11 protein-coding genes and 1 other RNA gene are annotated in these 16,868 nt (G+C 68.2%); 2 read left to right on the top strand and 10 right to left on the bottom strand.

The annotated features are described in order from the left end of the window. Positions 1-12 precede the first annotated feature (12 nt). On the bottom strand, positions 13-1,170 hold the full coding sequence (carA, locus tag CEY11_RS11420; protein ID WP_408608114.1) for a glutamine-hydrolyzing carbamoyl-phosphate synthase small subunit: 1,158 nt from the start codon (positions 1,168-1,170) through the stop codon (positions 13-15). 314 nt (positions 1,171-1,484) lie between these two features. Between carA and tal the strand changes: the two genes are divergently transcribed. Next, positions 1,485-2,447 carry a transaldolase gene (gene tal, locus CEY11_RS11425; RefSeq protein WP_088603517.1) on the top strand — a complete coding sequence of 321 codons (963 nt, stop codon included), beginning with the start codon at positions 1,485-1,487 and terminating at the stop codon, positions 2,445-2,447. Between the two features lie 167 nt (positions 2,448-2,614). Here tal and CEY11_RS11430 read toward each other — a convergent pair whose 3' ends face one another. The 9 genes from CEY11_RS11430 to CEY11_RS11470 all read right to left on the bottom strand — a co-directional run bounded on the left by CEY11_RS11430 (position 2,615) and on the right by CEY11_RS11470 (position 15,708). After that, positions 2,615-3,409 carry an ABC transporter permease gene (locus CEY11_RS11430; protein ID WP_088603518.1) on the bottom strand — a complete coding sequence of 265 codons (795 nt, stop codon included), beginning with the start codon at positions 3,407-3,409 and terminating at the stop codon, positions 2,615-2,617. Between the two features lie 5 nt (positions 3,410-3,414). Beyond that, complete coding sequence (locus CEY11_RS11435; protein ID WP_088603519.1) at positions 3,415-4,221, bottom strand: ABC transporter ATP-binding protein; 807 nt, start codon at positions 4,219-4,221, stop codon at positions 3,415-3,417. Next, a complete protein-coding gene (locus tag CEY11_RS11440) occupies positions 4,214-5,254 on the bottom strand; it encodes an ABC transporter substrate-binding protein (protein ID WP_088603520.1) in 1,041 nt (346 codons plus the stop codon). The genes CEY11_RS11435 and CEY11_RS11440 overlap by 8 nt, the downstream gene beginning before the upstream one ends. Before the next feature lie 268 nt (positions 5,255-5,522). After that, a complete protein-coding gene (recR, locus tag CEY11_RS11445) occupies positions 5,523-6,131 on the bottom strand; it encodes a recombination mediator RecR (protein WP_088603521.1) in 609 nt (202 codons plus the stop codon). Then, a complete protein-coding gene (locus tag CEY11_RS11450) occupies positions 6,131-6,457 on the bottom strand; it encodes a YbaB/EbfC family nucleoid-associated protein (protein WP_088603522.1) in 327 nt (108 codons plus the stop codon). Before CEY11_RS11450 ends, recR begins: the two co-directional genes overlap by 1 nt. A 175-nt stretch (positions 6,458-6,632) precedes the next feature. After that, the gene (dnaX, locus tag CEY11_RS11455) at positions 6,633-9,032 is read right to left on the bottom strand and encodes a DNA polymerase III subunit gamma/tau (RefSeq protein WP_088603523.1); all 2,400 of its coding nucleotides are present in this window, start codon (positions 9,030-9,032) and stop codon (positions 6,633-6,635) included. Positions 9,033-9,195: 163 nt separating this feature from the next. Next, positions 9,196-9,293: signal recognition particle sRNA small type (ffs, locus tag CEY11_RS11460), an RNA gene on the bottom strand. A gap of 69 nt (positions 9,294-9,362) precedes the next feature. Next, entirely contained in the window at positions 9,363-12,884 is a 3,522-nt protein-coding gene (locus CEY11_RS11465) for a UvrD-helicase domain-containing protein (protein WP_088603524.1), read from the bottom strand. After that, positions 12,865-15,708 (bottom strand): PD-(D/E)XK nuclease family protein, encoded by a 2,844-nt coding sequence (locus tag CEY11_RS11470; RefSeq protein WP_233154837.1) that lies wholly within the window; start codon positions 15,706-15,708, stop codon positions 12,865-12,867. The genes CEY11_RS11465 and CEY11_RS11470 overlap by 20 nt, the downstream gene beginning before the upstream one ends. Positions 15,709-16,053: 345 nt before the next feature. Here CEY11_RS11470 and CEY11_RS11475 point away from each other — a divergent pair, with 345 nt between their 5' ends. After that, positions 16,054-16,854, top strand: coding sequence for a TOBE domain-containing protein (locus tag CEY11_RS11475; RefSeq protein WP_233154854.1), 801 nt, complete (start codon positions 16,054-16,056; stop codon positions 16,852-16,854). The last annotated feature ends 14 nt before the right edge of the window (positions 16,855-16,868 follow it).

A 16,868-nucleotide genomic window follows, 5' to 3' on the forward strand; every position in this document is an offset into this window, starting at 1 on the left:
GATGCGGAAATTTCAGTGCTGGCCGGCCATAAGGCTGATGAACTTGTCGAACAACTCCAGGATGTCGTGCGGGCCCGGGCTGGCCTCGGGGTGGCCCTGGAAACAGAAGGCCGGAGCGTCGCTAAGCTCGAACCCTTGCAGCGTGCCGTCGAACAGCGACACATGAGTGGCCCGGGCATTGGCCGGCAGCGTCGCGGCGTCGACCGCGAAACCGTGGTTCTGGCTGGTGATGAACACACGCTTGCTGGCCAGGTCTTGCACCGGGTGATTGGCGCCGTGGTGGCCGGCCTTCATCTTGACGGTACGCCCGCCCAAGGCCAGGCCCATGATCTGCTGGCCCAGGCAGATGCCGAACAGCGGCACCTTGCGATCCATGGCGACCCGCGCCGTTTCCACTGCGTAGTCGCAGGGTTCGGGGTCGCCCGGCCCGTTCGACAGGAAGATGCCGTCGGGCTTGAGGGCCAGCACCTCGGTCACGGGCGTCTGCGCCGGCACCACGGTAACGCGGCAGCCGCGCTCGGCCAGCAGCCGCAATATATTGAACTTGACGCCGAAATCGTAGGCCACCACGTGGTACTTGCCGCCCTGCTGCTGCGAGTAGCCCTGGCCGAGCGTCCAGGTGCCCTGCTGCCATTCCTGAGGGCTGGTGATGGATACCACCTTGGCCAGATCCTGGCCGGACATGCCCGGAAAGCCGCGCGCCAGTTCGACGGCGCGCTGCGCGTCTTCGGAGCCGGCCAGAATGCAGGCGCCCTGGGCGCCGCCGTCACGCAGTATGCGGGTGAGCTTGCGCGTATCGACGCCGGCTATACCCACCACGCCCTGCGCTTTCAGGTATTCGGACAGTGTCTGGGTGGAGCGGAAGTTCGACACGCGCAGGGAACAGTCGCGCACCACCAGGCCGGCGGCGTGTACGCGCGCCGATTCGACGTCTTCGACGTTGATGCCGGTGTTGCCGATGTGAGGATAGGTCAGGGTAACGATCTGGCCGTTGTAGCTCGGGTCGGTCAGGATTTCCTGGTAACCCGTCATGGCGGTATTGAAGACAACCTCGGCGACGGAATAGCCATCGGCGCCGATAGAGACACCCTTGAAGATGGTACCGTCCGCCAACGCTAGAATTGCAGGAGAAAGCCCCTCGGCCCTCTCTGGGAAAAGTGACGGCAGCAAGATAAACCCCGGTTTCGATTTCAGAAAGTAAACCTTGGGATTATACCTTGAGAGCCGACGCCGGCCTGGCAGGCCCCCTGGCCGAACGATAACCCCGAGCCGCGAAGCGGCCCGCGGCCGACGGTGAAAAGTGCCGCTGCCCATGCGGCAGCAAACGATCACGCCGGGGTCGGCCCGGGTGGGCACGGTTGTATTTATCTGCTGCCCATGCGGCAGCAAACATGGAAATAGTTCGCGGCGGCCGGCTGGACGCAGCCCGCTCCGCGGTTCGCTGCCATAATGGCGGTTCCTCAACTACGCCTTCCGCCCGCCCCATGCCCAGCCAGCTCGACGCCTTGCGCCAGTACACCACGGTCGTCGCCGACACCGGCGACTTCGAGGCCATGCGCGCGCACCGCCCCACCGATGCCACGACCAACCCGTCCCTGATACTGAAGGCCGTCCAGAAGCCCGCCTACCGTCCGCTGCTGGACAAGCTGCTGGCCGGGCACCCCGGCGCCGCCACGGCCGAGCTGGCCGAACGCCTGCTGGTGGCCTTCGGCCTGGAAATCCTCGGCATCGTGCCCGGCCGCGTATCCACCGAAGTCGACGCCCGCCTGAGCTTCGATACCCAGGCCACCATCGAGCGCGCGCGGCGCCTGGTGGCGCGCTACCGCCATGCGGGCATCGACCGCGAACGCATACTGATAAAGATCGCCTCTACCTGGGAAGGCATACAGGCCGCGCGCGTGCTGCAGCGCGAAGGCATACGCTGCAATCTGACCCTGTTGTTTTCGCTGCCGCAGGCCGTGGCCTGCGCCGACGCCGGCGTACAGCTTATTTCGCCCTTCGTGGGCCGCATCTACGACTGGTACAAGAAGGCGGCCGGCGCGCAATGGGACGAGGCCGCCCATGCCGGCGCGCAAGACCCGGGCGTGCAGTCGGTGGCGCGTATCTACAATTACTACAAGGCGCGCGGCATCCAGACCGAGATCATGGGCGCCAGCTTTCGCAACAAGAGCCAGATCTTGGCGCTGGCCGGCTGCGACCTGCTGACCATCAGCCCCGAACTGCTGGGCGAGCTGGCCGCCGCCGACGCCCCGATCGAGCGGCGCCTGGATCCGGCCCACGCCGCACAGGCCGCCGGCGACACCCTGCCCTGCGACGAAATTTCCTTCCGCAGCCTGCTCAACCAGGACGCCATGGCCACCGAGAAGCTGGCCGAAGGCATACGCGTGTTCGTCGCCGACGCCATCAAGCTGGAAGCGCTGATCGATGCAGCGCGACGGCCGGCCTGAAGCCGCGCCGGCAATAATCGGCAGGCCGCCTCACAATTATGAACAAACCCTCCGTTTTACGGGAGGGTTTGTCAGCATTCCGGAGACTGGCGCCCCGCGAGGCGCCAGTCTCGTTTCAGGAAGAGAGCGTGCCGGCCCGGCACGCGGCCTATAGACCCGCGGCCAGGTCAGATCTTCTCGGTTTCCCCCGCCCTGGGCTTCCAGACCAGCAGGCGGCGCTCGATCAGGGCCACCAGGCCGTCGAGCAGCAGTGCGAATATCGTCAGCACCACGATGCCGGCGAATACGGTGTTGACATCCAGCGTGCCTTCGGCCTGCAGGATCAGGTAGCCGACGCCGCTGGCCGAACCCAGGTATTCGCCCACTACCGCGCCCACGAAGGCCAGGCCCACCGAGGTATGCAGGCTGGAGAACACCCAGCTGGTCGCCGAGGGGATGTAGACGTGGCGCAGCAGCTGGCGCTGGCTGGCGCCCAGCATGCGGGCGTTGTCCAGCAGCGTGGTGCTGACTTCGCGCACGCCCTGGTAGACGTTGAAGAACACGATGAAGAACACCAGCGTAACCGCCAGCGCCACCTTGGACCAGATGCCCAGCCCGAACCACATGCCGAAGATTGGTGCCAGGATCACCCGGGGCATGGAGTTGGCCGCGGTGATGTACGGGTCGAGCAGCGCGCTGGCCGAACGCGACAGCCCTAGCCACAGCCCCATGGCCAGGCCCGTGACGGTACCGATCACGAAGGCCAGTACGGTCTCGATGAGCGTCACCCAGAGATGCGGATAGATGTCGCCGTTGCCGATGAACCAGGCCCAGATCACCTTGGCCACCTCGACCGGCTGGCCGAAGAAGAACGCGAAATTGACGTTGCGCGACGCCAGATACCAGCCCACCAGAATCAGCAGCAGCAGCAAGACCTGCCAGAAGCGCAGCATGCGCGGTGTAAGCATTGAGGATTTGGACATGTTATTTACGCCCGCTTCTGTTGGGCATAGCCCTTCAAGACTTCTTCGCGCAGCACGTCCCAGATCGCCTGGTGCAGTTCGACGAACCGCGGATGCGTGCGCACTTCGGCCACGTCTCGCGGACGCGCGATGTCGATCTCGAACTGGCCGATCGGATGGGTGGCCGGGCCCGCCGACAGCACCACCACGCGGTCGCTCATGGCGATGGCTTCGTCAAGGTCGTGAGTGATGAACAGCACCGCCTTGCGCTTGGCCATCCAGAGGTCGAGAACCTCGTTTTCCATGAGCTGGCGCGTCTGGATGTCGAGCGCCGAAAAGGGCTCGTCCATGAGGATGATGTCGGGATCGCGTATCAGCGTCTGCGCCAGCATGGCGCGCTTGCGCATGCCGCCCGACATCTGGTGCGGATAGCGCGACTCGAAGCCGCCCAGCCCCACGCGCTTGAGCCAATGCAGCCCCTGCTCGCGGGCCTCGGCGCGCGGCACGTGGGCGAATTCCAGGCCAGCCACCACGTTGTCCAGCGCATTGCGCCATGGCATGAGCGCCTCGCCCTGAAACATGTAGCCGGCCCGCTCGTTAATGCCCTGCAATGCCTGGCCGAACACCTTGACCTGGCCCGAGGACGGAGCCAGCAGCCCCGCGCCCACGTTCAGCAGCGTCGACTTGCCGCAGCCCGTGGGGCCCACCACCGAGACAAACTCGCCGGGCGCGATGGACAGGGTCGCATCGCGCACCGCCGTATAGCCCTGGCCGCCGTCACGCGCCGCGAAGCGGCACGTGATATCTTCCAGTAACAGCGCGGCTTCAGGCATGGGGGTATTTCTTGTTGGCCTTGATCGCGAACTGGTTGGTCCAGATCTTGGAGATGTCGATCTTGCTTACCGGGAAGTTTGGAATGTAGGCCGCCTGCGCCTTGAGGGCGGTTTCGGGGCCGTCTTTCGCCACCATGCCGTCGGGCGAGATAGCTTCCATATTGCCCTTCAGGGCCAGCTTGTACAGCTCCGCATCGCCCAGCAGGTAAGACTGGGGAACCGTCTTGGCGATGTCGTCCAGCGATGCCGCGTGGATCCATTTGTCGGCGCGCACGATGGCGTTGGCCAGAGCCTGAGCGGTGTTCGGGTTCTTGTCGAGGAAAGATTGCGCGGCGTACAGGCAGCCCGATGGCATATTGCCGCCGAACACCTCGTGGGTGTCCTTGAGCGTGCGGGTGTCGGAAATGATGCGCAGTTCCTTGGCATGCACCAGGGTGCTGATGACCGGATCCACATTGCACATGGCGTCGATCTGGCCGGTGCGCAAGGCGGTAATGGCGCCGGCGCCGGCGCCCACGCCGATGATGGAGACATCGGTGGGTTTCAGGCCGTGCTTGGTCAGGAAGAAGCTGACCATCATGTTGGTGGACGAACCGGGAGCGGTCACGCCGACTTTCTTGCCTTTCAGATCGGCGGGGCTCTTGTAGCCGGCCATGGTCTTGGTGGACACGCCCAATACCATCATGGGCGCCTGGCCCTGCTGCGCGAAGGTGCGGTAGAACTGGCCCTTGGACTGCAGCATGATGGTGTGCTCGAAGGCGCCCGAGACCACGTCGGCGCTGCCGCCCACCACGGCCTGCAGGGCCTTGGAACCGCCGGCGAAGTCGATGACCTGGGCATCGAGCCCTTCGTCCTTGAAGAAGCCGCGGCGCTGCGCGATGGTCAGGGGCAGATAGTAAATGAGCGCCTGGCCGCCCACCGCGATCTTGACATCTTTCTTCTCGATACCCTTGGCGCTGGCCAGGCGGGGGAACACCGTTGCGGCGCCAGCCATGCCGGCAAGCTTGATCAGTTCACGACGGGATAAAGACATACTCGACCTCCTGAGTCGGTTATCTGCTTGTTGGGGACGCGAGTGAGCGTCTGGTCTAGATATCTCAGGCCACAGCGGCCGGGAATGCCCAGCCGCTGCGGCCTGTAAAAGCTTCCCGATAATACCCGAGAACCAGGCCCCGGCTTATCAGGTATTGCACTATGTCGGCGACAAAAACAGGGCTGTCGCTGCGCATGGCGCGAACGCCGGCCTTACCGCCATCCAGGCCGGCGCGCCACGTTCAGCTTGCGTTCATCGCAGCCGCGGTTCAGGTGCTGCGCCGCTCCATCAGCGCCCAGGCGATGGTGCCGGCGTCGACGTACTCGAGTTCGCTGCCGGCGGGCACGCCGCGCGCCAGGCGCGTCACCGCGAGCCCGCGGGCTCGCAGCAGCTCGGACAAATAATGCGCCGTAGTCTCGCCCTCGGCGGTGAAATTGGTGGCCAGGATTACCTCGCGCACCACGCCGTCGCAGGCGCGCGCCAGCAGGCGGTCGAACTGCAGGTCGCCCGGCCCCACGCCTTCCAGCGGCGCCAGGCGACCCATCAGCACGTAGTACAGGCCGCGATAGCCGTGGCTGGACTCGATCATGTTCTGATCGGCCGGGGTTTCCACCACGCACAGCACGGCCTCGTCGCGCTTGGGGTTGCGGCAGGTTGCGCAGACCTCGTCCTCGGTGAAGCCATTGCAGCGGGCGCAGTGGCGTAGGCCATGCACCGCGCCGGCCAGAGCCCGGCTGAGCAGGTCGGCGCCGGCCGGGTCGTGCTGCAGCAGGTGATAGGCCATGCGCCGTGCCGAGCGCGCACCCACGCCCGGCAGGTGGCGCAAGGCTTCGATCAAAGCCCTGAGAGGCTCGGGCTCGGGCAGCAGCTCGTCCATCAGAACGGCAGTTTCATTCCCGGAGGCAGGGGCATGCCGGCCGTGACCGCAGCCATTTTTTCCTGCGATGCGGCCTCGGCCTTGCGCAGCGCATCATTGAAGGCCGCGGCCACCAGATCCTCGAGCATGTCCTTGTCATCGGCCAGCAGGCTGGGGTCGATCGCGACGCGCCGTACGTCGTGGCGGCAGGTCATGGAGACCTTGACCAGGCCGCCGCCCGAGGCGCCTTCGACCACGATATCGGCCAGCGCTTCCTGGGCCTTCTTCATGTTTTCCTGCATTTGCTGGGCTTGCCGCATCAATCCGGCAATCTGGCCTTTCATCATGATGAACTATCCTGTCTGAATAAATAAAAACCGCAACATGGGCGGGAAGCCTCGGGATCCGCCCGCATCAAAAGGGGGAATCCCCTTTTGCGTGTACTTGCTTCAAATTTTCGTGGTGCATTGCACCGCCCGCGGCGCGAGAAACGCTGGCCGATTGGAGCGATGAGGTTTCATTTCAGGCTGCCTTAGGTTCGGAAGCCTCGGCCCGGATGGATCCGGCCACCACCGTCGCCCCGAAATCGTCGATCAGCTCGCGCACCAGCGGGTCAGCCTGCACCGCCTGCTCGGCTTCTTTCTGGCGTGCGGCGCGGCGCGCCTGCTCTACCGCATGCGCGGTGTCCTCGCCGGTTCGGCCGTATTCCACGTCGAGTTCGACCACGGTACCAAAATGCTCGGACAAGACCGTGCGCAGGCGTGATTTACCCGGGCTTTCGGCCAGGGAGCGCACGGCGACCCGCAGCCGCACCCGCTCGCCCTGGGAGCCGAGCCATTCGCTTTGGCGCGCCAGTTCCGCGGCCAGACCGGTCAGCGGCAGCTTCGCCGCCAGCTCGGGCCAGGCCCCCGCAGTCATGTTGGCCAGGCGAGGCAGGTCGGCGCGCGGCGCCGGCTCGGCAAACATCGGGCCGGATCCGCCCATGACTGGCTCGGGCGGCACATCGTCGGGGTCGAAGGCGGCATCGTCGATCTCGGCGTAGCCCGAGGCATCGGCCAGCGGCCCGTCTTCCCAGGCGGGAATATCGTCGCCGTAATCCGGCGGCTCGTCGAAAGCCGTACTGTCCTGCGAGCCGGTATCTTGAATAGCAGTGTCTTGAGCGGCGGTGTCCCGAGCAGCCGTGTCTTGAGCGGCGGTGTCTTGAGCAGAGGCGCCCGAGGCGCGGCCGTCGAGTGCACTATCCGCGTAGTGATCGGTTGGGGCGCCAGCTTCGGCTGCCGCATCGGGCCGATCCGGCGTAGCGCCGGCCGAGCCGGCCACGGCATGCCCGGTGCCATCAGCCCTCTTGCCAGACGGTGTGGCCATTGTTGCACCGGCACCTGGCTCAAGTGCAGCACGCGCGGCAAGTATGGCAGCCACCGCGGGGCTGGGCTGGGGCGCCACCGCGGGCTCGCGCTGGCCATCTTCCGAGGGCATTGCCGGCACCGACTGGGCCGCGGCCGCTTGTCCGGCCGGAACAGCGCCGGCATCAGGCGCAGCCGAGGCCGGGGCTGAACCCGCGGCCGCAGGAGCCGGAGCCGGGGCCGCAGGAGCCGAACCCACAGCGTGCGGCATCGGTGCGCCGGACGGGCCTGCCTGAGTCATAACTGCGGCGCCGACGGCGTCCACCGAGCCAGCCGGCTCGGCATTGCTGCGCTCGACAGGCGCGGCAGAGCCGGCTGGCCCGGCACCGCTGTGCTCGGCCGATACGGGCGCCGCGGCCATGACGGCCTGGCCCGGTGCGGCCGCGCTTTGGGCTGCGGGCGCAGGCAGCGCCGCACGCGCGCCATCTTCAGGCGCGGGCGGCGCCACCGCCAGCATGCGCAGGCAGGCCATGACGAAGCCCGCGTACTCGTCCGGAGCCAGCGCCAGTTCCTGGCGGCTGTGCACGGCGATCGAATAGAAAAGCTGCACCAGATCGGGATGCAGGCGCCCCGCCAGGGCGCGCAAGTCGGCGGCCAGGGGGTCGTCGTCGGGCAGCACGGCGCCGACGCGCTGTTCGATTGCAACGCGCGACAGCAGCACGGCCAGGTCGGCCAGCGCGCCCGAATACGACAGGCCGCGCGCAGCCAGTTCGTCGGCCACGCCCAGCACCTCGCGCGCGCTGGAATCGGCCAGGGCCTGCAGCAGGCGCAGCAAATGGCGCTGGTCTATAGTGCCCAGCATGCCCTGCACCGCCTCGGCGGTGATGCGCCCGGCGCTGTAGGCAATGGCCTGGTCGGTCAGCGACAAGGCATCGCGCATCGAGCCCGCGGCGGCCTGGGCCAGCAGGCGCAGGGCCGGGGTCTCGGATTCTATGCCTTCCTGTTCCAGCACGCCCTGCAAGTGGGCGACGATGGATTCGGCGGCCATCTGCTTGAGATTGAACTGCAGGCAGCGCGACAGCACCGTGACCGGAATCTTCTGCGGATCGGTGGTGGCCAGTATGAACTTGACGTGCGGCGGCGGCTCTTCCAGGGTCTTCAACATGGCGTTGAAGGCATGCCCGGTCAGCATGTGCACTTCGTCGATCATATAGACCTTGAAGCGGCCCACGCTGGGCGCGTACACCGCCTGCTCCAGCAACTGCGTCATTTCTTCGACGCCGCGATTGGAAGCGGCGTCGAGTTCCAGGTAATCGACATAGCGGCCGGCGTCGATCTCGGTGCAGGCCCGGCAGGTGCCGCAAGGGGTCGGCGTAATACCCGTCTCGCAATTCAGGGACTTGGCGAGAATGCGCGACAGCGTGGTCTTGCCCACGCCGCGCGTGCCGGTGAACAGCCATGCATGGTGCAGGCGCTGGGTCGACAGGGCGTGCGTCAGCGCGCGCACCACATGGTCTTGGCCGACCAGAGTGTCGAACGTGCGGGGACGCCATTTGCGCGCCAGTACCAGATATGTCATGCCTGAGGGTCTACCCAAAAACCTGGAGGATAAACGAAAAGTTTACCGGATTCGGCAGGGAGCCGGGACACGCGGGCGCACGGAAAGAAATGGAGCCGGCCTGCCGCCGGTGCCGCCCGCCGCGGCCAGGCGCGCGGGCGCAAGCAAAGAATGAGGAAATGAAAGAGGCGAGCCTTACTTCGGCACTGACCCTGCACGGCTGTGGCTGCTTCGTTCCCGACCTGACCAGGTTCACCGCCGGGCCATGCGAAGGGACCCGCCCATCCGAAGTTTAACAGGACTGGCGCGCCCTGTCCCCGGGCAGGCGCCGCGCGGCACAGGCGCCCTGCGTCAGCACTCTACCCATAGATCGGCCCGCGGGAAATACAGCGCGCCACGCGCCGGCCTGCCGTCCAGCGCCTCGACCTGGCGGCAGTAGCGCTGGATCTGCCCGGCGTAGCGCTCGGCCATGCGGTCAGCGTAGGCGCCCGGGCTTTCGCCCTCTTGCGGGACGCCGGTCTTATAGTCGACCACCAGCCAGCCGCCCTCTTCGGATATGGCCAGGTCGATCACCGATACCCGGCCCGAGACATCCAGCAGCGACCATTCGCGATGCGCACCCGCCGCCTGCAATAGCCAGCGGCCGCGCTCGCTGGCCAGCGTGGCCAGCAGCGTCCCGCTCACCGCGCGGGCAGCCTCGTCCTGATCCGCCTGTGCCACGCCGGCGCGGCTCAACTGGCGGCGGATCACCTCCAGACTGGCCTCGATGCGGGCGGCCGGCCACTGCGCCAGGCCGTCGCGGCCCAGGCGTTCCAGCCAGGCATGGGCCACCGTGCCGGCCAGGGCCTCGTAGCCGGCCTCGGCCGGCCAGACCCAGGCCCCCGAACCTTTACGTACAATGGCCGCAACGGCCGCGAATGCGCCGGCCGGAGAGACACCGGGCGCCCACGCCTCAGCAGCCTCGGAGCCGATGGCCGGGGTGCCAGCCACCGGGGTACCGGCCACCGGGGTGCCGGCCACCCGAGCGCCGACCGACGGGGCGCCGACCGTCTCGAAATCATGCACGGCGCCCAGAGCGACGGGACGCGGCAGCCCCGCATTGCGCAAGCGCAGCAAGCGACGCGGCGGCGCGGCCGCGGCCAGCGGCAATTCGCCTTGCGGCTCCGCCACCCGCGGCGGCAGTTGGGGGATTTCCAGCTGATCCCACAACCGCCCCAGCAGGCTCGTGGCGGGCGGCCTTTTCAGGCCCTCGTCCCCCGGCGTCACGGTGGCGATCAAGTGCAGGCGGTCACGTGCGCGCGTGGCGGCCACGTACAGCAGCCTGTCGGTTTCATGGGAGGCGCGCTTCTTCTCGCGCTCGGCCAGGTAGGCCGACACCGGGTCGGACTGCTCCGATGCCTTGGCGCGTATCGGCCCCAGCAGCAGGCGGCCTTCGCTCTGCTCCAGGCGTATCAGCGGCGCGGTATCGCCGCGCGGCCTGCGGTGCAGGCCCATGAGGATGACCGTACCGAATTCCAGGCCCTTGGACTTGTGTATGGTCATGACGTCGACGGCGCGCCCCGCCTCGTTGGGCGCAGCGTAAAGCCGCTGCAGCTGCCGATCCAGCTCGGCCGGATCCAGCCCGCCATAGGGCGCCAGCGTCTCGATCAGGCGCAGCACGCTTTCGACGTCGGCACGATCGCCGGCCGCCGGGTAGGCGGCCGGGCCGCCCAGCCGGCGCCAGCAATCCTCCAGCCATGCGGCAAAAGGCATGGCCCCCGAACGATTGCCGCCATCGAGCAACACCGCCGCGGCAAGCCGCAGGCGCGCGGCTTCGCCCGGCTCGAGGCCGGACGCCCCCTGCGCATCGCGCCGCCGCCATTGCTCGAGCACGGCAGCCGGGGCGCGGCCGTGCTCGTCTCCGAACAAGGCATGCAGGCTGGCCAGCGTCAAGCCGCACATGGGTGCGCGCAGTACCGACAACCACGCCAGCCGGTCGCCGGGATGCGCCAGCGCACGCGCCAGTTGCACCAGGTCGCTGACCACCTGGCGCGAGGCCAGCGGCACCAGCTCCACCGCGCGGCAGGGAATGCCGGCCTCGCCCAGGCGGCGCACCAGGCTGCCCAGATGCGAGCGGGCACGCACCAGCACGGCCACCGGCGCGGCGCCGTCCGGATCCTGCTCCAGCGCCTCGCGCGCCAGACGCACGGCAATCGCCTCGCTGTCCTCGTCGGGCGGGCCGGAGTCCTCGTCTTCATCACCTTCGTCCGGCGCCGTGCCCGCGCCCTCGGCCGGCATCACGGGATGAAACTGCATGGCCGGGCCGGCCAGGGCCACGTTGAAGGCCACGGAAGGCGTATAAGGAATGGCGCCCATGGCCGCGTCGGGCACGGCCGGGAACATGGGGGCGAACACCCGGTTGACCCAATCCACCACGCCCGCCTGCGAGCGGAAATTGTCGGTCAGGCGCAGCGCTTCGAGCTCGATGCCGCCCAGGCCCTGTTCCTGCACCTTCAGGAACCAGCCCACCTCGGCCTTGCGGAAGCGATAGATGGACTGCATGGGGTCGCCCACCAGGAACAGCGTGCGCCCATCGCCCGGCTCCCAGCCCGAGGTCAGACGCTCGAGCAGGTCGATCTGCGACTGGCTGGTGTCCTGGAATTCGTCGATCAACAAGTGGCGTATGGAGGCGTCGAGCCGCAGCAGCAGCTCGCCCGGATCGTCGGCCTGGCCCAGCGCCCGCAGGGCGCGCTGCGAAATCTCGATGAAATCCACCTCGCCGGCCTGCGCGAAGCGCAGGCTGAGCTGGGCGCAGGCCAGCCACAGCACCGCGATGAGCGCCTGCAAGGTCTCGATCTGCTGAGCGTCGTAGCCCTGGCCCGGCACGAGCCGCACGGCGGCAAGGCGTTCGACCCAGGGCTCGCCTTCATCATGGCTCTGCAGCCACTGCAGGAACGGCTCTTTATGCGCGGATTTGGGCGGGAAGCCCTGATTCTTGTTGACGCTGCGCCGCAGGCCACCGGTGGCGGTGAGCAGCAGGCGGGCAAGCGCCTGCCACCTGGGCAGATCGGGCATGCGCGCCTCGAAGGCCTGGCCGTCCCAGTCTTCGAGCGCGGCCAGGTCGAGCATCCCGCCCTGGGGCGGCGTGGCGTTGCGCGCCGCCTGCACGGCCCAGGGCGCAAGCTGCTGCGCCCAGCCCGCGGGCATGCAGCCGCGCAGGCCGCTCAGGTCTTCCTCGATGGCATCGTCCAGGTGTTCAAGCAGCGTCTGCGCGTCGGCGCCCTGGCCCAGCAAGGGCAGCCACTGGTCGCGATTGCCCAGCATGCCGGCAATGAGGTCTTGCGCCGCCCGCAGGTCGATATCCATGTGCGCCAGGAAGCGCTGCACCGCGTCCTGGTCGTCGGCCAGGGCCAGCGTGGCGCGGGCCGCCGCGGCATAGTGCTCGCGAGCATCGTCGCAGATCGCCGGCATGCCGCCCAGCGCGCTGGACCAGGGCATGCAGCGCACCAGCCAGGCGCAGAACGAATCGATGGTGCGTATGGCCAGGCGCGCCGGATAGCGCAGCAAGTCCCAATGCAGTTCGGCGTCGCGCTGCATGACCCGGTGCGCCAGTTCCCAGCTGCGCAGCTTGTGTTCTTCCCCAGCCTCGGGGCGCGGGCCATCGCCGTCGCGCAGCTTCTTCATGACACGCGCATGCATTTCGCTTGCGGCCTTGCGGGTGAAGGTGATGGCCACCACCTCTTCGGGCCGCTGCACCGTCGCCAGCAGGGCCAGGATGCGGTCGGTCAGCAGCTCGGTCTTGCCCGAGCCGGCCGGCGCCTGAACCACGAAGGAGCGGCGCGGATCGAGAGCAGCGGCGCGCGCCGCCGCATCGCTAGGCGCTCTGGCCGGCATGGCCGGGCTCCTCTTCTTCAAGACGCAGGAAAGGCAGCACGTCGCAATACTGCATATCGTCGCGGCGCAGGAATTCATTGCGGGCGATGCCGCAGGCATACTCTTCGGCCAGTTGCTCCACGGCCGCGCGCCAGCGCCGCAGCAGATCGCCCCATGACAGGCCGGCGCATTCCTGCCAGTCGTGGATACCGCTCAGGCCGGCCAGCCCGATATCGCCATCGCACAAGCCCTTGGCCTCGACCTGGCGCGCGTGCAGGCGCACCAGCGCCAATGCGCCTACCTGCGCACCCTCTTCGCCCACCACGGCCGCGTACAGCGGCAACTGCAGCTCGACGGGCCGGCTGCGCGTCCAGCTGGCCTTGGGATCCAGGCGCCCCGCGCCGGACTTGTAGTCGATGATCACACGGCTGCCATCTTCCAGTTCGTCGACGCGATCCAGGCGCAGCGACAGATCGAGCGCCCCGTGCGACCAATGCTGCGTGTCTTCCCTGCCCAGCACGCGGAAAGGACGGCGCTGCCGCTCCAGCGCCAGCCAGTCCAGCAAAACCTTGCGGGCACGTTCCATCTCCAGGGTGCGCAGCGCCGGGCCATAGGCTTGCAGACAGTCGTCGGCCGCCTGGCGGACAGCCTCGTCGACCAGCGCGGCCAACCCGCCTTCGTCCGCCAGCCGGCACAATGCGGCGTGGCTGCCCAGCGTGCCCCAGGCCACTTCCAGCGCGCGGTGCAGGAAATTGCCGCGCGCATTCAAATCGGCCAGCTCGGCGTAGCCGTCCAGTTGCACGGCGCCCAGGCGGTACTTCACATAGGCCCACAGCGGATTGCGCGACTGGGTGTCCAGCAGTGCGCTGCCGCCGCGCGTGATCTCGCCCGCGGCCAGCCCGGGGCCGCGATCGTCGAGCAGGCTTTCGATATCGGCCGGCGCGGCCTCGGACAGGCACAAGGCTTGATCCTGGGCCGGCAGTTCCGCGATGAAGGGGCTGGGGCGCAGCTCGCGTTCGCCGGCGCGCCGCGCGTGGCTGATGCGCACCCGCGGCGCGCTGCACAGCAGATCCGCATAAAGTTCTGCCGCCCATTGCAGCTCGCGCTCGGGCGTGGCGCGCGGCGCGCCGGCGCTGCGCAGGGCCGCCAATGGGATCAACGGGTTGGGCCGCGGCGCGGCGGGCAGCACCTCGTCGTCCAGGCCCAGCACCCAGACGCCGTCCCAGCGGCCGCCCTCGGCTTCGAGCAGGCCGAGCACGTCGAGTCTTGCGGCCGGATCGCGCTGCGGCTGGAATGCGGTCTCGGCCAGTAATTGCTCCAACAGGTGCAGCGCCGAGCCGAAGCTCTTCGGCCCCAGCGCCGCCGCCAGGCCCGCCAGCCGGTCGCAGGCAGCGTCCAGCGCCTCCATGGTCTGATAGGCGCTGCTGTCCAGGGCATCGTCGCCCGGGAAACCCAAGGCCCGCAATATTTGCCGGAAGTGGCGCATCCAGGTGTCGCAGGCGGCAGTCTCGGGGCACGCCCGGGCGGCCTCCAGCGCCGCGCCCCAGGCCTTTGCCAGCAGCGGCGCATACTGCCCGAGTTCGCTGCCGAACTGCGCCGCGGCCAGCCGCAGGCGCCGGGTACGCCGCCAGCGCGCATCCAGCGCGGCGCGCGCCGGCGACTCGGCTCTGGCCCCGGCGCAGTGCCCCGCCAGCAAGGCCAGCCCAAGCTGCTGCGGGCCGCAGTCCACGCCGCGGGCATAGTCGCCCAGCACATCGAGCCATGCCAGCGCGCTGCGCGCCACGGGCCAGTCGCGCAAGGGCCGGCCCACCGCAATATTGCAAGCCAGCGGCGCCGCCGGATCCTCGGTATCCACCGTACCCTTGGTATCCGCCGTACCCTGGGTATCCGCGGCACCCTTGGCATCCGGTATATCAGGGATATCAGAGGCATCCGAAGCAGCCACGGTGGCCAGCTCGGCATGCAGCACCCGGCGCGCCAGCACCACGTCATCCTGCAAGCGCGGCGAGACAATGGCATAACGCCCCTGCGGATCGCCGCGCATGCAGTCCACGGCCCAGCGGGCGGCCAGGCGCCATTCCGCATCGGGCTCATCGGCCAGCACACGCTCGACATCGGCGGCCTCCGGCCGCCGTTCCCGCAAGCGCAGAACGCTTATGCCCTGCTCGCGCAGAGCGCGCAACAACAGTGCCAGGCGCGGCGGGAATTCGTTGAAGCCGGCCAGCACCAGCGTACGCGCCGGCAGCGCCATGCCGCCATCGAGCACGGCCTGTACGACACGCTCGCAGGACTGGTTCTCGTCTTCGGCGTCCAGGCTTTGGAGCAGTTCGCGGTAGCGCCTGCGCCAGGCGCGGAAGCGCAGGTATTCGGGGGTCTCCAGCCCTTCGGCAACGGAAATGCGCCAGTCGGACACCAGCCAATCGGCCTCGTAAGCCAGGCGCGCCGCCTGGGCCACATCCAGCAAGACGTGCTCGGCCTCGGCGGCCTCTATTACCTGGCGCCACAACTGGCGTGCGCCAAAGGCGTCGAGCACATGGGCCGCACTGCCCGCATCCGCGTCGAAAGCCAGTTGCTCCGCGGCCTGGCGCAGCCACGCACCCAGGGGCACGATGGCGGGCACGGCGATCACCGAGCGCCGCGCATCCAGCCCGCGCGACAGCTCGGCAAGAATGCGGCGCGCCAGCCGGTTGTTCACCGTCAGCACCAATGTTGCGTCGCCGGGCAGCGCGGCCAATGCCTCCAGCGGTATCGGGTCGTATGTGTCGTTCATGGTTTCTTGCATGCTGCGGGTGCCGGCCGGGCGATCGCCGCAAGCCGGCGCGTCGAGCAGCGCGGCGGCCGCCATGCAGCGCTCTTGCCGCCCGCGTTTTGTGCAGGCCACAAATTGGAATAAGCTTGTACCGCAGCCGCGGACGCGCCCGGGCATAGTACGAGGCGCCGGCCCAGGCCTGCCGCAGCCATCCCGCACTGTACACCATGACCACGGAGCAAGACAGTGAGTAAAACCGCCGCGCGCACGCAACCCAAGCGCGCCGCAAATACAAAACCGGCAGTCACAAAACCGGCAGCCGCGCCGGATGCCGTACGCCCCGGCCGCGGCCGGCCCGCCTCCGCGCAGCTCGCGGCCAAGCCTGCCGCCCGGCGGCCAACGAAGCCGACGGCCAAACATTCCGACGCCGCCCCGGCGCCGGTGGAGCTGGCCGGCTCCATTGCGCTGCGCTCGGGCTCCCGCACCTGGGGCAACCAGAAGCGCATGGCGCTCTTGGAAGCCATCGGCGAGGCAGGCTCGATCACCGCGGCGGCCAAGCGCATCGGCCTGAGCTACAAGGCGGCCTGGGACGCGGTCGACGCCATGAACAATCTGGCCGGCGAGCCGCTGGTGCTGCGCAGCACCGGCGGCCAGCGCGGCGGCGGCGCGCAGCTGACCGCGCGCGCCGTCGAACTGCTGCAGGTCTACCAGGCCTTGAATGCCGAACACCAGCGCTTTCTTGCCGCCCTGGCCCAGGCCGGGCGCGACCCCACCCACCACCTGAAATTGATACAGCAAATGATGATACAAACCTCGGCCCGCAATAAACTCGCAGCCACCGTCAGCCGCGTAGTCCAGGGCGCAGTCAATGACGAAGTCGTACTCGACCTGGGTGCAGGCCAGGAAATCACGGCCATCATCACCCGCGAAAGCGCACGCAACCTCGGCCTCGCGCCCGGCAAGCAGGCGCTGGCCTTCATCAAGGCATCTTCCGTCATGGTGGGCCTGCCCGACAGCGATGGCGCGCGCCTGAAGCTGTCGGCCCGCAACCAGCTGCCGGGCCACGTCAGCGAAGTCGTCGCCGGCGCCGTCAACTGCGAAGTGCGCATCGAACTGCCCCAAGAGCGCAGCCTGGCGGCCATCATCACCATGGAAAGCGCCAAGGCGCTGAAGCTGAAGAAAGGCACCGCGGTGCTGGCGGTTTTCAAGGCATCCAGCGTGCTGCTGGGCGTCATGGATTAGGGCCTGTTCACCAG

Origin of the sequence: Candidimonas nitroreducens (assembly GCF_002209565.1) — a bacterium.
GTDB lineage: Bacteria > Pseudomonadota > Gammaproteobacteria > Burkholderiales > Burkholderiaceae_B > Candidimonas > Candidimonas nitroreducens.

Bases quoted from the DNA above. Each gene is read 5' to 3' on its own strand.
- CEY11_RS11430 (WP_088603518.1), bottom strand. From the start codon at position 3,409: ATGTCCAAATCCTCAATGCTTACACCGCGCATGCTGCGCTTCTGGCAG.
- CEY11_RS11450 (WP_088603522.1), bottom strand. From the start codon at position 6,457: ATGATGAAAGGCCAGATTGCCGGATTGATGCGGCAAGCCCAGCAAATG.
- dnaX (WP_088603523.1), bottom strand. From the start codon at position 9,032: ATGACATATCTGGTACTGGCGCGCAAATGGCGTCCCCGCACGTTCGAC.
- tal (WP_088603517.1), top strand. From the start codon at position 1,485: ATGCCCAGCCAGCTCGACGCCTTGCGCCAGTACACCACGGTCGTCGCC.
- CEY11_RS11435 (WP_088603519.1), bottom strand. From the start codon at position 4,221: ATGCCTGAAGCCGCGCTGTTACTGGAAGATATCACGTGCCGCTTCGCG.
- CEY11_RS11440 (WP_088603520.1), bottom strand. From the start codon at position 5,254: ATGTCTTTATCCCGTCGTGAACTGATCAAGCTTGCCGGCATGGCTGGC.
- CEY11_RS11470 (WP_233154837.1), bottom strand. From the start codon at position 15,708: ATGGCGGCCGCCGCGCTGCTCGACGCGCCGGCTTGCGGCGATCGCCCG.
- recR (WP_088603521.1), bottom strand. From the start codon at position 6,131: ATGGACGAGCTGCTGCCCGAGCCCGAGCCTCTCAGGGCTTTGATCGAA.
- CEY11_RS11465 (WP_088603524.1), bottom strand. From the start codon at position 12,884: ATGCCGGCCAGAGCGCCTAGCGATGCGGCGGCGCGCGCCGCTGCTCTC.